The sequence below is a fragment of the Spirochaetota bacterium genome, from assembly GCA_035477215.1.
Lineage (GTDB): Bacteria > Spirochaetota > UBA4802 > UBA4802 > UBA5368 > MVZN01.
In genome coordinates, this window is record DATIKU010000031.1 from 45,049 (window position 1) to 66,259 (window position 21,211).

The window sequence follows — 21,211 nt, forward strand, 5'->3', positions numbered from 1 at the left end:
CGGCGGCGCGACGACCCGGGGGCGCTGTCGTGCCCCTTCGGCTAATGAAAATACCGAAAGATCAAATTGTAAAGACTAATTTTCCTTGTGGCGCTTCACCTCGCGGATGAAGCATGCGTCCGCGTCCTCGCAGTTTGCGCAGTACGCGTCGTCGATGTTGTAATCAGCGCTGTCGCATCGCGCGGAGGCGCCGTCCTTCATGATCGCGAGATATTTGATGTACTGGACCTCGTCGTCGGAAAGCGCAGAAAGCCCTCCGTTCCGCAGCCTGGCGAGGATGTCCTTTTGTTTCGCCCGCTCGTCCTGCGCCGCCGCCGTGGAGCCGATCTTCGGCACTATTTCCGCGGCCTTCTTTTCCATCCTGGCCGCGAACATTTTTGTGCGGAACTTAATGCTGTTCCTTCTCGTCGCCAGGAAATAGACGATTCCGAAGAAGAGCCCGCCAAGATGCCCGATATGCGAGATGCTGCCGTGTCCCCTGCTGAAGAGCACAAGGTAGAGTTCGACCAGTCCGAAAAGCATGACAAGGTACTTCGCCCTCATCGGAATGAAAAAGAAAAGCAGGATTTCGGAGTTTGGATACAACACCCCGAACGCGAGCAACAGTCCGAATACGGCGCCCGAAGCCCCGATCGTCGGGATGTGATACGCGTCCCCCTGTAAAATCAGGTTGATTACCAGGATCGAAATACCCGCGCCGGCACCGCAAAAGAAATAATACCCGAGGAATTTCCGGCTTCCCCACTCCTGTTCGATCGGCGTACCGAATATCAGCACCGCGTACATGTTGAAAAAAATATGAAAAAAACCGGCGGTGCTGTGCAGAAACATGTACGATACCACCTGCCAGATGAAGCCTTTCTCCACGACGAGGGACGGTGTAAGGCCGAGGAAGTAAGTAAGCGCGGAATGTTGCGTCTGGTTTGATGCGGTGAATATCTGAAAGACGTACACCACGACGTTAACGATAATGAGCTTGACGACCCACCCCTGGTAGGGACTCGAAGATCCAGGACTTTTCATCGACACTTCCCGCAACTAATATGATCAATTTTAGGCATTTTGTTCAAAGCAGTACCCTAAATCAGGGGGGGATATCCGTAAAGTCATTTTTTGAATTGCGGGCATATTTGAGATGAGCCGGGTCGATACTCCGCACATACCCGCGGCCTCAGGTCGTATATGGAACAGGAAAAGCAGCCGTTCACCCGTTCGAGGAACGGGCAGTGATGAAGCTCCCGGCCATCGATCGCCGATACGAGATGGTCCCCCATCCAGACCGCCCGCTCATTATCGATGATATGCAGGACGTCATCCCGCCCCGCGCGCTTCCACAGCTCGGCATCCTCCGCGCTCGCGCAGGCGACCATATCGGCAAGACAGCAGGTGCCGCACCGAATGCACTCAACCCCGCCATGATGCTTATCCATCCCGCTCACCGGTATATTTTATGCCCGTATCGCACTCCTGTCAAAGGCATTTCCCCTTACCTGCCGCCCAAGTGGTTGATGAACCGTTTTTTCGGCGGAGTTTTCACTTGAATAATACATCCTCTTACCGTAGGGTTGCATCGTAATACCCGATTCCGTTATCCGAGAAAGTGCAATGACACGACTGTTGTCCGTATTCGCCATTATAGCGACGCTCCTGGCGCTTATCCTACAGCCGCTTTCCCCCGCGTGGAGCTTCTCCGGCATACGCGTGCAGAGCGCCGAAAAGCAGACGGCAATCACCGCCGGTAGCAGCGGTTATTTCATTATTGAATTGACGATTCCCCGAGGCTCCTACATCTACGGGAACCCCAAGGGCCCGGGGATTGGTAAGCCGACTACGGTGCGCGTGGTCCCCGTTGCGGGGTTTGCGTTCCAGCCCGCCCGTTTCCTTCCCCCCGGCCGGTATACGGCCGCCGGCGAAAAAGACTTCGTCTGGATATACGAGGGCGCAACGAGCATTCTCCTCCCGTTCTACGTGGACCCGGAGGTAAAACCGTCAACGCACTCAATAAAAATTATAGTAGAGGCGCTTGTGTGCACGCATGGGGCCTGCATGCCGCAGATGATGGACATTGACCACAGTATCAAAGTACTTCCCTCCTATCCCGCTTCCGTGAAATTCTCGGCAGAGACTCTCTCGCGATATACGATATTCTCTTCAGATGCGCCTGATAAAACGGCCGTTGGCACACCGCCGTCCGGATCGATAAAAGACGCGCGTTTCACCCCTCGCTACGTGTCGGCAAGCGACATCTCGAGTATCGTTCAGGCCGTGCTCTTGGGCCTCATCGCGGGGCTTATCCTCAATTTCATGCCCTGCGTGCTTCCGGTGGTAAGCCTGAAGCTCATGGGATTCGTGCGCCACGTCGGCGAGCAGCGCGGCACGCTCAAAAGGCTGGGCCTTCTGTTTTCGCTCGGCATCCTCACCAGCTTCGCCGTGCTGGCCGCGCTCGGCTCGTTCCTCGGCTACAACTGGGGCGAGCTTTTCCAGAAACGCCTCTTCCTCGTCGGCATGATAGCGGTAATCTTCGCCATGGGACTTTCACTCCTCGGCGTTTTCACGCTCGGCGTGCCCTCGTTCGCGTCGCGGGTCTCGCGCGGGATCGGCAATGCTTACGTCGATTCCTATGTCAAGGGAATGCTCGCCACGCTCCTCGCCACGCCCTGCAGCGGACCGTTCCTCGGAGGGACGCTGGCCTTCGCCTTCACCCAGCCGCCCACGGTGATATTCGCGATCTTCATGAGCATCGGCGTCGGCATGGCCTTCCCTTATTTGGCGCTCGCGGCCGCTCCAGGGCTCATCCGTTTCGTCCCCAGGCCGGGTGACTGGATGGTCATCTTCGAACAGGCGATGGGGCTCCTTTTGCTCGGCACCACCGTCTACCTAATGGGCATCCTCCACGCTGACAGTTTTATACCGGTACTGTGGTTTCTTCTCGTACTCGCAATCGGGCTCTGGCAATACGGGCGGTTCGGAAACATTACACGAAGCGCGAGGAGCAGGGCGGTCTCCGCCGCGGTGCTTGTTCTTTTCACCGCCGCCGGATACTGGCTTTCATTCGAGGCCTTCGACGGCGCGAACAAACGCGCCGCGGTCGCTTCAACGGCCGGGTTTTCCATGGAAGCGCTCGAGTCGAACAGGGAGGCGGGCAGGATATCGATCGTGAAGTTCACCGCGGACTGGTGCCCCAACTGCGTCCTGGTGGAGAAAACATCCCTCTACACCCCAGACGTCGTGGCGCGGATAAATGAACAGTCCATTACGCTTTTTACGGCCGACCTCACGCGCGAAAACCCGGCGGCGCAGGACCTCCTTCGCGCGCTCGGCAGCCGCTCCATCCCGCTTCTGGCTGTCTTCCCGCCCGGGAAGCGTTTTAACGAACCCGTGTGCCTGCGGGATATTTACAGCGAGAAGGACGTGCTCGAGGCGATTCTACTGGCGTCGTCGCCCTGAACCGGCGGGGGCATGTATGCAAGCGGCATACTTTCTACCGGCAGGCCGGGTTGATGCTCTCCACGTACCGGACGGCCAGGGGCAGCGCCGCATCCGATCCCGCAAAGCCGTCCTCTTCCGTGAGGCATGCCGGACACTCTTTAAAGATACGGATCCAGTCCGCAAGATAGCCCCCGGCCAGCGGCATATATGACCAGTGCCATTTCTCCTCCATATGTCCGCCGGTGCGCCCCGCGGTATAGGGCTGGCAGAAGCCGTACGACTGCGCTTTAACGGCGAGCCAGCGATATAAAGTTTTTCCCGGGCCCGACTCGTAATAGCGGTTATCGAGCTCCTGAAGGTCAAAATCGGTCCCCCAGTGGTGCCGCGAGGTGCCGGGCATCGAGGAAAATTCCAATATCTTCACGGCCCGCGCACCGGGATCGCTTATCGCTTCGGCAAGCCGCACTCCTCCGGCAGGCATCGCCCCGTACCACTTGCTTTCCCATATTGTCTTCTGGTGTCCCCAGCTCCGGGTCGAGCTCCGCACACGGAATTCAAGGCCCGGGTGGGTCTTCCTGAAATCACGGAACATTGCCGCCAGCGCCTCCGCGGCCTCCCGGCGAAGATACTGACGCCCTCCCTGCACCGGAACGCCGAGCGTCGACAGCTCGACGAAACCCTTCTCCCTCTCCGGATCGAACCGTCCAGTCAGGAATTTTTCGATCGCTATGCCGGCATACGATCCCGAATAGCCCTTCCCTCCGCACTCCGCGGGTCCCGCCACGATAAAAACACCCAGCACAAGTGCACAAAGATACGCCGTTCTTCGCGTTCCCATAGAAACGGGGATCACTTCGCCCTTTCGGTTATGTGTATATAGTCTGCGATGGGTTTGGAGATGAATTTCAGGCCCTCGTGAGTGATGCCGGTATCGCGAGCCATCATCCGCTCGCGCTCTCCCGGGCGCAGGTCTCCGCTTTCGGAGAGGATGATGATGCGCCCGCGTATGCCCGGAACGCGGCGGCCTACCCTTGAGGGCACCCCGAGTCCGTACGCAAAATGCGCCGCCCCGGCGATGACAACAATGATAGAATTATTTCCGGCGGCGTTTTCCTTCAACAGCCTCTCCGAAAGAATGTCGGCCATCTTTTCGTCGCGTGCGACCTGCGCCTCATACATACGGCGAAGCCCCTCTCCGCTGGTGAACGCGTGCACCGGAAGCATCATACCCAGCAATCGCTTGTGTTCTTCATTCTCAAGATCGATTTCGGCGGGCAGTTCTGCGCGCTCACGCTCATCCAGCGCACAGAGTCCTGCGCGGGCTACTGCGCGCACTACCTCGGCTCGCGCATTGAGCGCGAGCACCGATCCTCCGGCCTCCCTGCACGCCTCCAGGACGGCACGGTAATCAAGGTAATTGCTCCACCGCCGCTCCCAGTCCGTATCGGCGGCAAGCCGGTCGAAATCGATCTCCCCGCGATTAAACCGGTCAAGCGCCGGCTGGTAGTGCGACTCCATCTGTTCGATCCCCAGCAGCAGCGTCCTGCCTTTCGCCGCAAGCGCCTCGACAAACGACCGCTGCATGTCGTGATGGCGCTTCAGGCCGTGCCGCTCGCCGATGTATATCACATCGGCCTTCAAACAATCCTCGATCATCGAATCGAATGATACCGGCTCCCCGGTATAGACATCGAGCCAGAGCGCGCACCTCACGGGCAAAACCCCTGTCTCCGCACCGGCACCGGAAGCGGCGGGTGGGATGGCGACCAGAGTACAGAGAAAAATAAGTATCGCAGTTCTTTGAAATTTCATCATGTGATTTTCACCGGAGGTCAAATCCGTCCGACCGGCACCCGTGTCTGGTACGCGAAACGCCGACCAACGCACCGCGCGGCCGGTCTGTCAGACGCCGCGAAGCTCGCACAGGTCGGCAAAGGTGGCTACATATTCGCGGAAACCGTAGAGCGTTTCGACGGGATATGGCTTTAAATTGTGGAAGGACTCGTCCAGCGTGACATCGGCCACGAACTGCTGCAGGTAATATCTTTTTACGCGGCCGAGCGCGGCCCCGATACTCCCGAAGTCTTCGAGCTTCACGTACTTCGGGATGCAGGTGGTCCGAAGCTCATACTCCAGTCCGGAGCTTTTTACCGTTTCAACCGTCTCAATCACGCGCGAAAAATCGACCTGCCGCCCCACAACGAAATCGTACTTCTGCGGCGATGTCTTGATGTCGATAGCGATATAATCGACCAGAGCCTTGTCGACAAGGCGCGCCACCACCTCGGGGTTGAGGCCGTTGGTGTCGATCTTCACCGCCATGGACATCTCCTTGACGGCTCCGATAAACGACTCCAGATTTCTCGAGATGGTGGGCTCACCGCCCGAGATGGTCACGCCGTCGATAAAGCCCCGGCGCTTTTTAATAAAGCCGAGCGCCTCGTCGTTGGAATACAACCGCAGGCTGCCGCTGTTGCAGGCGAGCTCGGGATTATGGCAGTAGCCGCACCGGAGGTTGCACCCCCCGGTAAAGAAAACCGAGCATATCCTACCGGGAAAGTCTATCAGCGAGGTTTTGTGTATTCCCTTTATATTCATATATGCATGCTTCCTTGACATCCTTGAGGGAGAACTCCCTTCTTTCGTTGAACTCCTCCCGTTTCCCCTTGTTCCACTGGTTGACCGGCCTGAAATATCCGACCACTCGGGAATACACCTCAACGGGGATCCGCCTGTCCTTCTTCATATTTCCATATCTCCTGTTACATCGCTATCTTTTTATTATAATCGGCATCTCTTGCCGTAATCTCAACGCCGAATCTCTCCAGCTCCTCCTCCGTGTGCTCGTATGGGCAGAATTTATGGGCGCCCGCGATATAACCGTGCACCGGGCAGATGCTGAACGTCGGGGTGATGGTAAAATAGGGCAGCGAATAGTTCTCGGCGATGCGGCGCACCAGGTGCTTGACCATCTGCGGGTCGTCGATCTTCTCGCCGATGAACCCGTGGACAACCGTACCGCCGGTAAAGCGCGTCTGCAACTCGTCCTGATGGTCCAGCGCGTCGAAGATATCTTCCGTGTGCCCTACGGGGAGATGCACCGAGTTGGTGTAATAGGGCTCGTTCGTTCCGGCCGATTTGATGTCGGGATAGGCGTCCCTGTCGTGCTTCGCGAAACGGTAGCTCACACCCTCGGCGGGCGTCGCCTCCAGGTTGTAGAGGTTTCCGGTCTCGTTTTGGTATCCCCGTATGCGCTCCCTCATGAAGTCGAGCACGCGTATGGTAAACCCCTTTCCCTCGGGCGTTGAGATATCGCTTCCGAGCAGGTTGACGCAGGTCTCGTTCATCCCGACCAGGCCGACCGTTGAGAAATGGTTCAGCCAGTAGCGGCCGTTTCGCTCGTATTCGTCCGAGAGGTATACCCTTGTATATGGATACAGGTTGCTCAAGGTGAAGTTCTCGAGCACCTTCCGCTTTATCTCAAGCGAATCCTTCGCGAGGTCCATGAGGTGCGCGAGCCTCTCGAAAAACCCCGCCTCATCCTTTGCGAGATGCCCGAGCCTGGGCATGTTTATGGTCACCACCCCGATGCTTCCCGTAAGGGGGTTCGCCCCGAAAAGCCCACCGCCGCGGCTTCGGAGCTCCCTGTTGTCGAGCCTCAGGCGGCAGCACATGGAGCGCGCGTCCTCGGGGTCCATGTCGGAATTAACGAAATTGGCGAAATAGGGTATGCCGTATTTTGCCGTCATCTCCCACAGCCGGTCGTGCGCCGGGTTCTCCCAGTCGAAGTCGGCGGTGATGTTATAGGTCGGAATGGGAAAGGTGAAAATGCGGTTTCGCGCGTCGCCCTCGAGGAGGCACTCGGCGAACGCCACGTTGAAAACGTTCATCTCCTCCTGGAACTCGGCGTATTTCCTGTCGCGGATCTCTCCGCCTATTACCACATACTCCTCGCCGATCGTCGAGGGGACCTTGAGGTCAAGAGTCACGTTGGTAAAGGGTGTCTGGAAACCGACGCGGGTCGGTATGTTCATATTGAACACGAACTCCTGCAGACACTGCTTCACCTCGGTCTTCGTAAGCCGGTCATAGAAGATGAACGGAGCGAGATAGGTGTCGAAGTTCGCGAAGGCCTGGGCGCCGGCCGATTCCCCCTGCAGGGTGTAGAAGAAATTTACCACCTGGCCGAGCGCGCTGCGAAAGTGCCTCGCAGGGCGGCTTTCGACCTTTCCCGGAACGCCCCCGAAGCCCCGCAGCAACAGGTCCCTGAGGTCCCATCCTACGCAGTACGCGGACAGGAGGCCCAGATCGTGAAGATGGAAATCGCAGGAGACATGCGCCTCGCGTATCTCGGGCGGATACAGACGCTCGAGCCAGTACTTGGCAGTGATCGCCGAGGCAATATGGTTGTTGAGCCCCTGAAGGGAATAGCTCATGTTGCTGTTCTCGTTGACGCGCCAGTCGGAGCGGTCAAGGTAATGCTCGATGAGCTGTATGCCCTCGTTGAGGAGGTCCTTGCCCTCGCGGATCTTGCGGTGCTGCTCGCGATAGAGTATGAACGCCTTCGCGACACGCGCGTGGCCCCTCTCAATGAGCATTTTCTCGACGAGGTCCTGGACGTTTTCGACCGTGGGGGTTCTGCCTTCCTTGTAATGCAGTATATCGAGGATACCGACCACGGAATCGCATACCGACTGCGCCGTCTCCCTGTTGCTCCCACCGACCGCCTTCGCCGCCTTGAAAATGGCGTCGGTAATCTTTTCGGCGTCGAAGGGAAGAATTCGCCCATCCCTTTTACGTATATACTGCACCCGGGACGCATTATCTTCCATGTATGAGATACTCCAGATGATCTTATTCTTAAGATTTCATTGACGCTGCAAGTAACGGTTGAAATACAGGGCCGCTCTCGTAAAGCACAGCAGGGACACATCAGACAGAGCAGTAACGTTTTTATATCAGGCGCCCGAACCGCGATTCATGAAACTACCGTCATTTTGGCTATTCGTCAAGGAAAATATTATGTCTCAATAAAAAAACGGCATCGACAGATGATAAACATCATAATCATCAATATGCATATATTATGTGGAATAAATCGTTGTCGCCGAACCCCTCGGAAAACCCTGAATTTCACCTGATAAACAACATCAGGCTATCGATGCCTCCGAATGAAAAATATGGCTGCAGACATGCCGCCCGGATGCCGAAAAGGGATGCAGGCGGGGCCGGACGGCGCCGCCCAAGTGAATTACATGGAGGCAAGCATGAAAAAACGCGCTCTCCCCGTCGTCTCGTCAATCCTGATGCTGCTCCTGATCATGCCGCTCGCCGGGGCGGAATACAAGGGAACCATTATCGACCAGATACGCCTGGCCGTCAACGACATCCCCCAGGGTCTCGTCTACGGCAGCATACCCCCCTTCGCCCAGCGGGTGCTCAGGGAAAACCCCTGGAAGTTCGACCGGGCCGCAATAAAAAGGCTTACCAAAGAAATATATCCCGACGGCGACCCCGACCGGGTGGCCGATATCCACATGACCATTCTCACGCGTCCGGCTACGCCCTTCGGCGATGACATCGTCTGTTATATCATCGTTTACAACAACATGACGTCGGCAAAAAATGAGATAAAAAAGATTACCGATTTCGTTGGATATAACTCGGACCGCGCTATTGTGTCGGTCAGGGAAAACATAGTGGTATTCCTGCACGCCGACGACATCGACGACTTCCCCGTCATCAGGGAGATGATGAAAAAGATAGGCGAGAGATTGGACAATCTATAAGGACGGGTTACGAAGCGTCGTTTTTAAGAAGGATTTCCTCGAGCTCGTCGGCCTTCGCGGCGATATATGTAAGCGACTTGAGAAACCTGCGCGGATCGCAGTCTTGAAGCAGAATTGAGTTACGGAGCACCAGCTTGTCCTCAATCAGGGCGAGCGATCCGAGTGGTAGCGTCGCATTCGTCTGCAGCGCGTACTTGAAAAGTTCGCAGAAGTCGCCCTTCAGTTTCCCTATCGATGAATAATAGTTGATGATCCGGTCGCCGACCTCGTCCTTGCTAAGTGTAATGAGCACCTGTTGTGACCGGTCGTTGTCGAAACTCAGTTCGGTGGAATACGCGCCAGGGCCGTCTTTATGGAACTTAATTTTAAACTCCGCCGCGATTGCCGCGATAAAACCGTCGAATACTTCCATTACATTATTCTCCTTGCAGTCGGCTCAACATTAAACAGCGCGCCACGCTGAGGCGGCTACGCCTGCAAAAGCACGGTAACCGTCTCGCGATTGATGTTTCCCTGCGCGATTAGGGCCGCTTTTGAATCCCGACCGATGGACTCTTGAACCAGCATTCGCATGCCGGCGAAATCCCCTTGTGCGCCGCCGGGAGCGTATTCCCGCGCCATGTCCAGGCCCCTGCTCGCGAACAGGGCGACCGTTTTTTCGGCATCGGCGAACCTGTCCTGAAGCCTGGCCCGAAGAATGTCGAGCCGGGAGGTATCCACCTCCTTCCCTTTGTTTATCTCCGCCGCATAAGCGGACATCTCCTTTAGAGCAGCGCCAATTTCCGCATGCAACGCCTTCACGCCACCGGTGCCGCCCTGGGGTTGCGGATCCAGCGCCGCCACAGGGAGCGCCGTCATGCCGAATTTTCCGGCGTACTCACCCAGTGCGGAGGATAACTCCGCACTTACTCCTGCGATTCCCACGTAATCCACCCGGCGGGAGGCCATCGCCTCCATGGCCATGTTGCGCAGGCGCGACGATATCTCCACCGCCCGCTGCAGCACATGCCGCGCCATCTGAGCGATGCTGAGCGCCTCGGTCATGCGACTTTCCCCGGCCTGCCGGTCAGACACCCACCTGAACGATGGATTAACCGGTTTATGGGAAATTATCGAAGCCTTCTCCGCGGCATTATTCCCCTTAGCCCCGTGATTTACAACCACACGGCGCTCAACCGCAAGTTTTATCGTGTCGTCGTTTATCTTCATCGAAGTCCTTCGCCGATCCTCGTGGGATGAAGTATATATGAGTGGCCTTTCAATGTCAATTTAATTGCCCGTTGACGCCTCCCGATTTTATTTATTAATGGATTGCGCCGGAGAAACGCCCGGGCTATAAACAGTTCATGGAAAAAGCGATGCGGACATGCTGCGCGATGGTTCTGATACTTGCCGTAATCACGGCCGCGTCCGGGTGTAAAAAAGAGGAACGAAACGAGGTTTCGCTCGACCAGATCGAGATGGACCGGTCAACCAACTACCGTTTCATTTTCAGGAAAGCGATTGAAAAGGAAACGGAACAATCCCGGAAGGGGAAAAAGGATCCATTCGCCGACAAATGACAAGCACCCCGCTCGCGGTCCGCGGCCGGGTCAGTCGCGCTGTATTCTGAGGCTCCTTCTGGACGCGGCCTCGGCGTTGCGCCTCCTTTGTTCGTCGGTCTCAAGGATCAGTCCGGGTATCTCCATCGGCCTACCCTGCGCGTCGAGCGACACGAACGTAAGATTGGCCGACGAGGTATGCCGTACCGCCCCGGTAATAAAGTTCTCGGCCTCAACGCGCACGCCCACCTCCATGGACGTCCTGCCGGCGAAGTTCAGGCCGGCCTTCAGGCGCAGTATATCCCCGATGTACACCGGACTGTGAAAGTCCAGCCGGTCGATCGACGCGGTAACCACGTTGCTGCCGGCATGTCGCGCGGCGACGATACCCGCCGTCGTGTCGATGGCTTTCATTATGACACCGCCGTGCACGTTCCCCGCCAGGTTGGCGTCCTGATGCGACATCTGCTGTACCATTTCGATCGCGCTTTCATCCACTCGCTTTGCTTCCACGTCCCCCTCCCCTCCCGCTCCTGACTCCCCGCCATCCCGACCGGCCGTTCAGACGGGGCGCGAAAAAAACTCCTGTATCATATCCGCAGTCTGCGCGGGCTTTTCCATCGGAACCAGGTGTCCCGCGCCGGCTATACTGGCATACTCCCCGCGTGGCATGAGCGAGACCGCTTTTTTCAGGTCGATGAACTGACGGTTTTCGCTCTCTTCTCCCTCAACCACCAGAACCGGACAGGAAAGCTTCGGCAACAGCGGCCACGGATCGTACTGCATACCACCCATGAAAAGCGACGCTTCCCGTCTTGGAGAACAGGCGAGCGTAAGCCCTTCGGTGGGACCATTCACCATCCCATGGCGCACGTACAGGTCGAGCATCTCTTCGTCCCAGTTTTTAAAGAGCGCCCTCGAGCGCAGATACTCTTTCGCCGCTGCGCGGCTGCTCCAGTGACTGCGGCGCTTTATGGACTTCGACGCCAGCGGATGTTGCTCAACGCTGATCTTTGCACGGTAAAAATCCTGCGGCAGGAATATGGGCTCTATGATCACCATCCGTTCCGCCGGCGAACCGTGCGCCGCGTTCGCGATCGCCATCACCGTCGCGCCCATGGAATGCCCCACCAGATACGGAGGACCATTGCCCAGCGCTTCGCAAAAGCGGAAGAGGTCCTCGGCCAGTATCATCCATCCCAGGCCGCCGTCCTCGGGCTCGGCATGCCGGTGATCGCAGAAATAAGGCGCGATGATCCGGTATTTCCCCGCGAGTTTTCTCGCTATGGGGTGCCAGAGCCAGGGGAGAAAGCCCGTGGCGTGCAGCATTATAATGGTCGGACCGTCACCGTCATAAAAGAGGTATTCTATGGCGGCATCTCCGATGTTCATTACACGCAGTGAAGGTTCCATTTTTACCGATCTCCCGCCGATGATAAACGACGCATCCGTCCCCGAGTATGCACCCGGTGTGCGGCCGTGTCAAGAACGAGCACCGTCGGCACGTCCGAAATATATTAATGCTTGAATACCCTGCCTGGCGGTGCTATCTTAAATATCGAGAATCCTGTCACCGGCATGATCTTTTGCCGACCCCTGTAACAGGAATTGCCTGGAGAGACCCTATTCTCCAGAAAAATAGCGCAAGGAGCCCGTGATGACCGTCAGGAGAACCGCAGTACTACCCATATTCCTCGTCCTGTTCGCTTCGCTGTTCATTTACCCGTTCTCATGCTCTCAGAAAGACGCGCCGGTATTCGGAGAGTCGTCCCCGTCACCGATAAAGTCGAGCGCCGAGGCCGTCAAGGCGACGGAGATCCAGAAGGCCTTCAGGGACATCTACGACATCTACAAGGACAGGGTGGTGTTCATCGCGACCGAGCAGACGGTAAAAATACCACAGCACCCGTTCTTCAACGATCCGTTTTTCAGGGAATTCTTCGGCGCACCGCAGCAGGGACCACGAACCCAGCGGCGTACCGGACTGGGGACTGGCTTCCTTTTGTCCGAGGACGGTTATATCTGCACCAACCACCATGTGGTTTCCGGCGTGGATAAAATCACGATCAAAATCAACGAAAAGGAATACCCCGCGACGATCATCGGCTCGGACCAGAAAACTGATATCGCGCTTCTGAAAATATCGCCCAGGGAAAAGCTCAAACCGGTGTTCCTCGGCAATTCCGACGAGGTCCGGGTCGGCGACTGGGCCATCGCGATCGGAAACCCCTTCGGATTGGATAAGACCTTCACCGTGGGAGTGATAAGCGCCACCGGCCGCAGGGACGTCGATATGATGGGCGGTTCGCAGTCCCACATCCAGACCGACGCGTCGATCAACCCCGGCAATTCCGGCGGTCCGCTCATCAATATTAACGGCGAGGTCATCGGTATCAATCGAATGATCTATTCCAACAGCGGCGGCAATCTCGGCATCGGTTTTGCGATCCCCATCAATACGGCCAGATCCATACTCGAACAGCTCAAGGTCCACAAGAAGATTAAACGCGGGTATATCGGCGTGCAGATCGTGCCCCTTACCGAAGAATATGCCAGACAGTTCGGTCTCAAGGCGGCGGAAGGCGCCCTGATCGGCGGCCTGGAGGAAAATGGCCCCGCGGCCAGAGCAGGCGTCCGGGCGGGCGACGTTATCATAAAACTCAACGACGCCCCGATCAGGGACCATAATATGCTCGTGGACATTGTGGGCAAAACGCCAATTGGAAAAACTCTCAAGGCCACGGTATGGAGGGAGGGGAAGGAGCTTAACCTGTTCATTAAGGTTTCAGAGCGGCCGTAACGTCGGCTGGTGATTAAACACCGGCAGGCCTTGCCTGCTGAAATCTGTTAACAGCATCGAACCTCCCCCACCGGCGGGGAGGTTCTTCGTTTCGCATTCATCATCAGCAGCCTCAAATTCATTGACGCCGCTGTAGCCCGATGTTATCCTGTCTTCATCAGGCGGCGTTGCCGCAATCGCCGCAGGGAGGTCTGCTGTGCGGGAAAACATCCGTTTTATACTGTATCTCGGGGCTGCACTGTGTGTCCTGTACGTGGGATTTCGATACGTCATTCCCCTTATACTTAAACTTTTGGTCGGCATTCTCGGCTTCCTTATATATGCCGTCATCATACTTCTGATTATAATCGGCGCAGTCTGGCTTTTCGGGTACATAGCGAAGACCCTCCGGTCCTGAACCCGGTAAATGAAATAATTCCTTGATTAATTCGGCCATCAATAGAAATCTGGGCGCGTTGAAATGCGCGGAACCGCTGCGGGCATGCAAAGGGGCTTCCCTACATGGAAGACATTAAAAAAAACATCCTCAGGATAGAGAAGGGCTTCCTCATTGCGCTGGTGGTCACATCGCTTGTGGGGGGCGTCGTTTTCGGCTATGTAATCGCGCAGATTAAGAATTTCTCCGGCATACAAAACCTCCGGCAATTCCAGGTAAGCCTCCCGACCAAGCTATACGATGTCAACGGAGAGCTCATAGCCGAGCTCTTTCGCGAAAAAAGGGATCTGGTCGCCTACGAGGACCTGCCCCGCAACCTCATCAATGCGTTCGTAGCCGCGGAAGACCGCGAATTCTACGGCCATTTCGGCATCAATCCGCTCGCCATCGTCCGCGCGATGTCCAAAAACCTGATCGCCGGAAGGGTAGTCCAGGGCGGATCGACCATCACGCAACAGCTCGCCAAGAGGCTTTTCACCAGCGGTGAACGCACGCTCGCGCGAAAGGCCATGGAGGCGGTACTCGCCCTGCAGATCGAAAAGAGGTTTTCCAAAGAGGAGATCCTCGAGATGTATTTCAACCAGATATACCTCGGTCACGGTTGTTATGGCGTTTCGTCCGCCGCGCGGCTTTTTTTCAACAAGGACGTGCGCCAGATCGATGTCGCCGAGAGTTCGGTACTGGCCGCCCTTCCCTCCGCGCCCGGGCGTCACTCCCCGCTCATGAACACCCACGAGGCCTATATCAAGAATCGCGATACCCTCAGCCGCATGGTCGACGCGGGCTACCTGAGCGCCGGGCGCGCCGACAGGATTTACCAGGAATTCTGGCCCGGCTTCGTCGATTCAATTAAGACCGAATTCACGACAAAGAACGCGTTTTCGAGGAGCGAGGACCGCGCCCCGTACTTCACCGATTACGTGCGTCAGATACTCACCGCTCGCTTCGGCAAGGATGCCGTTTACACGGAGGGGCTGTCGGTTTATACCACCCTCAACCTCAAGCGGCAGGAAATCGCTGAAAAATATTTTCCGCCCGCGCTTGTCAGGCAGAACGCCGTCTCGGAGCTCGCCAACAAGTACTCCAACAGCGCGGTCGATCGCGGGCTCTTCGATGCATACGAAACCCTGCGCATGGTGTTCAGTCTCCCCGGCGTATATGTGAAAAATGATTTCGAGACTATCGTTAAAAAGAAAATGGCGGAAGAAGTGATCGATTCCATCGACATCATGGCGATCCTCATGGACGTTCGGTCGTCCTCGCAGAGTATTGACGCGTTCCGCACCGCAACCTCGGCCATTTCATCGACGCTTAAGGTCGAGGGCGCCTTCCTCGCAATCGAGCCTAAAACCGGCTATATAACCAGCATGATCGGCGGCTCCGGCTTCAACGTCAACAACCAGTTCAACCGCGCGGTCCAGGCGCGGCGCCAGCCCGGCTCGGCATTCAAGCCGTTCGTTTACGGCGCGGGAATTGAAAACAAGATAATCAGCCCCAATACAGTGCTCCCCGACGCTCCGCTGGTCGACATCGATGAAACCGGGGAGACCTGGGCGCCAGGAAACTACGAGGGAAGCTTCTCCGGCATGGTTAATCTCCGCCGGGCGCTCGCCGCGTCTATCAACGTGATTTCGGTGCGCATTTATGATATCGTCGGCGCCGACCGCATCATCGACTTCGCCTCCCGGATGCTCAAGGTGCCCCAGTCGCGTTTTACGCCCAGCCCGTCGCTCGCGCTCGGCTCATCCGAGCTCACCCCCCTTGAAATCGCGACGGGATACGCCATCTTCGCCAATCGCGGCCGGGACGTGTTTCCTTTCGCGATACGCTACATAGTCGATCGCGACGGAAACGAGCTCGCCAACATTGAGGAGGAGGTCGGAAACATCATCGCCTCCAGGGAGATGGACGGCAGCATACAGGTGATTTCCGAGCAGACCGCCTATATAATGAACGATATGATGCAGGCGGTCGTAAACGGCGGAACGCCCGCCGACGCGATCAGGAACATCGCCCAGTTCCGCAAGAGGTGCGCCGGAAAAACCGGCACCACATCGAACTGGACCGACGCCTGGTTCTGCGGGTTTACCCCGGAAGTCGCTGCGGTCGTCTGGTTCGGATACGACAGACCGTTCATGTCCCTTGGCAAGCACCAGGCCGGGGCGGGAATCGCGGCGCCAGTATGGGGGCACTATATGCGGGAGGTCTATAACGGCATGAGCGACCCCGTTTTCCCGGGTGAACCTCCCGGAACGCACTATACGCCATCGTACGGTGGCGAAGAAGAAACCGGAACAATGAAGTCCATACTCGATGTGTATATGGAAAAAGAAGGCCTCAAGACCAAAGAATAATTGCCAGACGATTATTTTATACTTGAATTCGCCCCCACCTATGCTATAATCTGAGCCTGATTGTAATTATACCAAACATAAAACGGTATTGTTCAGTATGCCGCCGCGGGCGGCAGATACTGGATGGCGGTGGCGTATGGCCCGATACAACCATTTATCGGCTTCCCCCGAAGCGTTTTATCAATGGCGGCATCGCGCCCTTCCCGTGCGCCGGCACGGGAAAGAGGCCCGTGTACGCGTCATTTTGTGTATCGTTTAAAAATTCGCGATCTATAAAGGGGGCTCTTCATTCCTCCTTTATAGGGAGAGGGCTATGTTCAAGGTCGGAGACAAGGTCGTCTACCCTATGCATGGGGTCGGAAATATCGATGCTATCGAGAAAAAGGTAATTCTTGGAAAGAGGAATCAGTTCTACATGGTGACGATCATCAACAGCGGCATGAAGGTGATGATCCCGGTCGACAAGGCCAAGGAAATCGGTCTTCGATCGATCATTTCCAAGCGCGAGGTCAACAAGGTGCTCGAGCTGCTCAAGAAAAAGGAAGTAATCACCGAGGACGACTGGAAGCTTCGCTACCAGGGCAATTTTGACAAGGTGAAGAGCGGCTCCATCTATGAGGTGGGCGAGGTCGCCCGGGACCTTTACCGCAGGGGAAGGGAAAAGGAATTATCCATCATGGAACGCAAACTCTACGAGAACGCCTACCAACTGGTTATTCACGAGATAGCGCTCGCAAAGAGCATCGTCATCGAAGAAGCCGGCAATCTGGTCTCCGAAGCCCTCTCAGTATAAACCCGCAAGAATCTGGCGTAAGTCCGGATTCGTCGCATGGGGAGAAATAAAACAGTGGCGCCGAAGGCGCCGATCCGGTGATCGGTCCATTCGTAAACGCCATTACAAATTCAAGGAGTCATCCGGTATGATAGCTATTTTCAGAATTCTTTTTATCCTCGCCTCGGTCGTATTCACTTCGCTGTATTACGTCAACGTATCACTCCAGGCGGTTGTTCTGGGCGGGTTTATTTCCGCAATCTCGGCGCTTGCGATCATCATCGTAATCGAGTACGTATCCCATACCTTTTCCACGCGGATACTGCTGGCGGCGCTTCTGGGACTCTTCGTCGGGCTCATCTTCAGCCACCTTCTGGTCATCGCGTTCGCCTCGATGCCGCTGGCCATTTCGACCGAGTCGCAGTCGGTCGTAAAGGCGCTCATCTACCATGTAATCGGCTTCGCCACAATGCTCTTTTTCGTCATCAACAACGACAGCATCTCACTGCTCGATTACATTATTCCCGAGAAGGCCGAGGAGGGGAAAGAGAGCGGGATCGCCTATAAGATACTCGACACCAGCGTCATCATCGACGGGCGTATAGCCGACATATGCGACACAGGCTTCATCGAGGGCATACTGGTCATACCCAACTTTGTCCTCAACGAACTGCAGATGATCGCCGACTCGGCCGATTCGATCAAGAGAAACCGCGGCAGGCGGGGCCTGGACATTTTGAACAAGATGCAGAAAGACCAGACCATCATGGTGAAGATCTCGGACATGGACTTCCCGGAGATACACGAGGTCGACGCCAAGCTCGTCAAGATGGCCAAGGTGATGAAGGCGATGGTCATCACCAATGACTTCAACCTCAACAAGGTCGCCGAGTTCCACGGCGTCAGGGTCCTTAATATCAATCAGCTTTCGAACGCGCTCAAGCCCATCGTCCTTCCCGGCGAGGAGATGAAGGTCGCGCTCATCAAGGAAGGCAAGGACCCCAACCAGGCCATAGGATATCTGGACGACGGCACCATGGTCGTGGTGGAAAACGGACGGCGCCGCCTCGGGCACGAGGTGGAGGTCATCGTGACCTCGGTGCTTCAGACGACCGCGGGGAGGATGATCTTTGCCCGTATCAGGGAGGACTGAGATTAAGGTCCTTGCGCTTTTCGGAAGCCCCCGCAAAACGGGGGCTTCGTCGGCTCTTCACGAATCATTTCTGGCGGCCCTCGGACCCGACCATGTCAGGCGTGTCTACCTCTATGATCTTTCCATCCATCCCTGCACCGCCTGCGGGCACTGCGCGAGCCGAAGGGAATGTGTTTTTAATGACGACATGACCTCTCTTTACGACGCCCTTTACGCGGCCGATCTATTGTCGATTTCCATGCCGCTGTATTTCTCGTCTCCACCTGGCCCCCTCAAGCTCTTCATCGACCGCAGCCAGGTACTGTGGGAAAGCAGGCGGCGCGGAGAACGGACGTCGAAACAACAGACGGGGAACCTGATCTGCACGGGCGGTTCGAACTACCGCAACATGTTTTCGCCCACGGTAACGATTATACGCCATTTTTTCAACGCACTGGAATACGTTTATCGCAGAGAGGATTTTCTTCTGTTGGCGAACATGGAAGGATGTCACGCCGGAGATATTCACGAAAAATACCTGTCCGGCGCCCGGAAGCTCGGCGCCTCTTTTCGCCTTCGCCTTTCCCGGTAGCCGGGGGGCTCCTGTTGCGGGTCAATCTCCGCCGATCGCCCGAAACTGCCGCACCGGAGTTCCCTTCTTCGCTCCAGTTTCGGCAATCGCCCGGCCGGCGGCCTTTTCCTGGTTAATATCGGCGCCCTTCCTTTCGATAATAAAAGTAAAGCGGCGGGGCATAACCATGCAATTGATTGTCGAACTCCAGGTCAAAATCACCAAAGGATCGCTCGGCGCGTTCACTGACGAGCTTTTCCGGCACGGGTGTCGGCTTCAACGGCTGCGCCTGAAAGAAAGCGTCGAAGGGTACGATATCCTCGACACGGAGATCATATATTCCGACCCTGAAGCCTACGAGGCCTTTCTCGCCGGCGCACCGGCGTCCCGCGACACCTACCAGATCGTAAGCGAGCGGAACATCCTCGAGGATTCGATAGCCGGGGGTTTGCTGAACGTCTCCGGGAAGATGCCCATCGAAAACCAGGCCGACTACGAGATACGCCTGCTTGGATCGGCGGCACTCATGCGTGCGCAGATTCGCCAGGGGAAGGGAGACCACTGCACCGGCATTTTAAGGACAGTGGGGATGATCGGCTGTATGAAGAGAAGGGTCGAGCCCCCGATCGAGATGATACGCCTTTGTCATGCCGATCTCGAACGCGATGCTGTGATCGCCGGCCACTTCACGGGGCTTAACGCGCTGCCGCTGATCATCACATACGGACAGATCGAGGACCTCATAAAAACCATCCAGAGCATCGAAGCCGGATTCGCGGCGCTGCGCATAACCGGCATCGAGGACGTCGACGACAGCGGTGTGTATGAGCAGCTCCTGTCCGAGATGACGCTTCCCGTGATTTCGACGGCATACGATGAGTTACCGCTCCTCCTGCTGGTGGAGACCCTTCATCTTCTCGAAAGGGACCACCTGGCTCTTCCCGAAGCGACCGGGGGTATAATCGGCATCGATACGAGTTCGCTCCGCATCACGCGTCTGCTCCACGGACTCGGGTGTCATCGAGTTCTCGGCTACGACCACAACGAAAAGCTCATGCTTACCTTCGAAAAATCGGGAGGGCTCGCGACCACTCCGGAGAACATCTTTAACAATGCCGATGTGATACTCTTATTTCGAAATCACTTCACCATTGACGAGTTTCACCGGATACGGGCGGGACAGATCGTCATCTCGCTGATCGAGTTCGACGAGCTCGAACGGGGCATCATCACTGAAAAGGGCGTACGCGATTTCGTTTCCCGCCAGCACATCGACACCGCGGTGATCTTCCCCGGCCTGCTCAGCGGTCTGCTCAAGACGGGCGCTCGGGCGCTTGACGACGGCAAGCTCGTCGAAACGGCGAAAAAGATCAACCGGCAGCGTGCCAGGGACAAACGACCTCTCTCGCTTTTCATGAACGCGCACGACCTCGTCGCGCGCTTTATGATCGATTGATCAGCGCTCGCCGACGATAAGCCAGCGGATTCCCAAAAACTCGAAAGGATGGTACTCGTAGCGTTTGCCGTCGGCCGACAGGCTGCCAGCCTTCCCCTGTTCCATGCGCTCAAATAGAGGGTGCTCAGTCATTATCAACTCCCGGCGCGGCGAGATACGGTACCTGCCCTCATAATCGATTATCTCCGTCTTCCCGTCCAGATATCCCTCAATCTTATCAATCCCCGCCTGCAATATAAAAAAACCATGGAAAGAATCCTCGACCATGATCCTCGAACTTATGAAAATCGCATACCGGCCGGACCCCGGGGGAAAAACGGCAACGTCCTCCACATGAAGGTCCTGGTCCTGCCGGGCGAAACATCTGGCCAGGGGACTTTCCGAAAGGCCCGTGCGTACGTTCTTCCCGAAGATATCGTCGTTCTCGCGGCTGTACACCACGACCCCGTGCCGGTTTATAAGGATAAAATCCGAGTACAGGCCTTCGGTAACCGCAAGGATCATCTCCGAGATGTGCTCGCGCTCGAGGAGGTAATACTTTTTCCCGCCCCCGTCCATACGCAGAAAATGAGTGAGCATTTTAACTATATCGTGCTTCTCTACGACCTTCGCCCCGCCTGCCGCATCCCGGCTGCACAGCCTGAAAAAGGCTGAAAGCTTATCGCCAAGTGGTGATATTTCCTGTCTCAGCGGTGTTTCCTTTTTTAACGAACAGGAAACAGTCAGCGCCAACGACACTGCTGCGCATACGCTCACCAGCTTTTTCATCCCGATTTCCTCGCCGATATATCGGTGCGGGCATGATGTTCACGCTACGCCACATGGCCATCCGCGCGTCTTTTATGCCCGATAACACCTGATTGAGGTACGACTCTGATATAATCGATAAAACAAAGCTCTCGCTTCAACAGTATTTATATGCGCGGAGTAT

At 56.3% G+C, this 21,211-nt stretch carries 21 protein-coding genes and 1 pseudogene; 9 read left to right on the forward strand and 13 right to left on the reverse strand.

From position 1 onward, the window contains the following. Positions 1-75: 75 nt before the first annotated feature. Both VLM75_06880 and VLM75_06885 read right to left on the reverse strand, forming a co-directional pair. Positions 76-1,023 carry a rhomboid family intramembrane serine protease gene (locus VLM75_06880; protein ID HSV96643.1) on the reverse strand — a complete coding sequence of 316 codons (948 nt, stop codon included), beginning with the start codon at positions 1,021-1,023 and terminating at the stop codon, positions 76-78. Between the two features lie 83 nt (positions 1,024-1,106). After that, positions 1,107-1,430, reverse strand: coding sequence for a YkgJ family cysteine cluster protein (locus tag VLM75_06885; protein HSV96644.1), 324 nt, complete (start codon positions 1,428-1,430; stop codon positions 1,107-1,109). Between the two features lie 175 nt (positions 1,431-1,605). Between VLM75_06885 and VLM75_06890 the strand changes: the two genes are divergently transcribed. Beyond that, complete coding sequence (locus VLM75_06890; GenBank protein HSV96645.1) at positions 1,606-3,447, forward strand: cytochrome c biogenesis protein CcdA; 1,842 nt, start codon at positions 1,606-1,608, stop codon at positions 3,445-3,447. Between the two features lie 34 nt (positions 3,448-3,481). On the opposite strand, the gene VLM75_06895 is transcribed toward VLM75_06890, so the two are convergent. The 5 genes from VLM75_06895 to VLM75_06915 form a co-directional block, all read right to left on the reverse strand. After that, complete coding sequence (locus VLM75_06895; GenBank protein ID HSV96646.1) at positions 3,482-4,213, reverse strand: M15 family metallopeptidase; 732 nt, start codon at positions 4,211-4,213, stop codon at positions 3,482-3,484. 65 nt (positions 4,214-4,278) lie between these two features. After that, the gene (locus VLM75_06900; GenBank protein HSV96647.1) at positions 4,279-5,142 is read right to left on the reverse strand and encodes a ChaN family lipoprotein; all 864 of its coding nucleotides are present in this window, start codon (positions 5,140-5,142) and stop codon (positions 4,279-4,281) included. Between the two features lie 189 nt (positions 5,143-5,331). Beyond that, on the reverse strand, positions 5,332-6,027 hold the full coding sequence (locus VLM75_06905) for an anaerobic ribonucleoside-triphosphate reductase activating protein (GenBank protein HSV96648.1): 696 nt from the start codon (positions 6,025-6,027) through the stop codon (positions 5,332-5,334). After that, positions 5,978-6,175, reverse strand: coding sequence for an anaerobic ribonucleoside-triphosphate reductase (gene nrdD / locus VLM75_06910; GenBank protein HSV96649.1), 198 nt, complete (start codon positions 6,173-6,175; stop codon positions 5,978-5,980). Before nrdD ends, VLM75_06905 begins: the two co-directional genes overlap by 50 nt. A gap of 16 nt (positions 6,176-6,191) precedes the next feature. Beyond that, entirely contained in the window at positions 6,192-8,261 is a 2,070-nt protein-coding gene (locus VLM75_06915) for a ribonucleoside triphosphate reductase (GenBank protein HSV96650.1), read from the reverse strand. 435 nt (positions 8,262-8,696) lie between these two features. Between VLM75_06915 and VLM75_06920 the strand changes: the two genes are divergently transcribed. Continuing rightward, positions 8,697-9,218 carry a hypothetical protein gene (locus VLM75_06920; protein ID HSV96651.1) on the forward strand — a complete coding sequence of 174 codons (522 nt, stop codon included), beginning with the start codon at positions 8,697-8,699 and terminating at the stop codon, positions 9,216-9,218. Positions 9,219-9,225: 7 nt separating this feature from the next. Here the strand turns inward: VLM75_06920 and VLM75_06925 are convergent, their stop codons facing one another. Together VLM75_06925 and VLM75_06930 are read right to left on the reverse strand one after the other, a co-directional pair. Further along, positions 9,226-9,630 (reverse strand): hypothetical protein, encoded by a 405-nt coding sequence (locus VLM75_06925; GenBank protein HSV96652.1) that lies wholly within the window; start codon positions 9,628-9,630, stop codon positions 9,226-9,228. Positions 9,631-9,686: 56 nt separating this feature from the next. Beyond that, positions 9,687-10,427, reverse strand: a complete 741-nt coding sequence (locus tag VLM75_06930) for a hypothetical protein (protein HSV96653.1) — start codon at positions 10,425-10,427, stop codon at positions 9,687-9,689. A gap of 149 nt (positions 10,428-10,576) precedes the next feature. Here VLM75_06930 and VLM75_06935 point away from each other — a divergent pair, with 149 nt between their 5' ends. Next, entirely contained in the window at positions 10,577-10,780 is a 204-nt protein-coding gene (locus tag VLM75_06935) for a hypothetical protein (protein ID HSV96654.1), read from the forward strand. Positions 10,781-10,810: 30 nt separating this feature from the next. On the opposite strand, the gene VLM75_06940 is transcribed toward VLM75_06935, so the two are convergent. Both VLM75_06940 and VLM75_06945 read right to left on the reverse strand, forming a co-directional pair. Beyond that, the gene (locus VLM75_06940; GenBank protein HSV96655.1) at positions 10,811-11,272 is read right to left on the reverse strand and encodes an acyl-CoA thioesterase; all 462 of its coding nucleotides are present in this window, start codon (positions 11,270-11,272) and stop codon (positions 10,811-10,813) included. Between the two features lie 48 nt (positions 11,273-11,320). Continuing rightward, positions 11,321-12,172: an alpha/beta hydrolase gene (locus tag VLM75_06945; protein ID HSV96656.1), complete on the reverse strand. Its 852-nt coding sequence runs from the start codon at positions 12,170-12,172 to the stop codon at positions 11,321-11,323. Positions 12,173-12,416: 244 nt separating this feature from the next. On the opposite strand from VLM75_06945, the gene VLM75_06950 reads away from it, so the two are divergent. Next, complete coding sequence (locus tag VLM75_06950) at positions 12,417-13,559, forward strand: trypsin-like peptidase domain-containing protein (protein HSV96657.1); 1,143 nt, start codon at positions 12,417-12,419, stop codon at positions 13,557-13,559. Here VLM75_06950 and VLM75_06955 read toward each other — a convergent pair. Next, the gene (locus VLM75_06955; protein ID HSV96658.1) at positions 13,545-13,934 is read right to left on the reverse strand and encodes a hypothetical protein; all 390 of its coding nucleotides are present in this window, start codon (positions 13,932-13,934) and stop codon (positions 13,545-13,547) included. The genes VLM75_06950 and VLM75_06955 overlap by 15 nt on opposite strands. Positions 13,935-14,060: 126 nt before the next feature. On the opposite strand from VLM75_06955, the gene VLM75_06960 reads away from it, so the two are divergent. From VLM75_06960 to VLM75_06980, 5 genes and pseudogenes are all read left to right on the forward strand, one after another. Continuing rightward, entirely contained in the window at positions 14,061-16,349 is a 2,289-nt protein-coding gene (locus VLM75_06960) for a PBP1A family penicillin-binding protein (GenBank protein ID HSV96659.1), read from the forward strand. 313 nt (positions 16,350-16,662) lie between these two features. After that, a pseudogene (locus tag VLM75_06965) lies at positions 16,663-17,192 on the forward strand (CarD family transcriptional regulator). A 77-nt stretch (positions 17,193-17,269) separates the two neighbouring features. After that, entirely contained in the window at positions 17,270-18,274 is a 1,005-nt protein-coding gene (locus tag VLM75_06970) for a PIN domain-containing protein (GenBank protein ID HSV96660.1), read from the forward strand. Beyond that, positions 18,252-18,845, forward strand: coding sequence for a flavodoxin family protein (locus tag VLM75_06975; protein ID HSV96661.1), 594 nt, complete (start codon positions 18,252-18,254; stop codon positions 18,843-18,845). Before VLM75_06970 ends, VLM75_06975 begins: the two co-directional genes overlap by 23 nt. A gap of 166 nt (positions 18,846-19,011) precedes the next feature. Beyond that, a complete protein-coding gene (locus tag VLM75_06980) occupies positions 19,012-20,280 on the forward strand; it encodes a hypothetical protein (protein HSV96662.1) in 1,269 nt (422 codons plus the stop codon). Here the strand turns inward: VLM75_06980 and VLM75_06985 are convergent, their stop codons facing one another. Then, positions 20,281-21,048: a hypothetical protein gene (locus tag VLM75_06985; GenBank protein ID HSV96663.1), complete on the reverse strand. Its 768-nt coding sequence runs from the start codon at positions 21,046-21,048 to the stop codon at positions 20,281-20,283. Between the last annotated feature and the right edge of the window lie 163 nt (positions 21,049-21,211).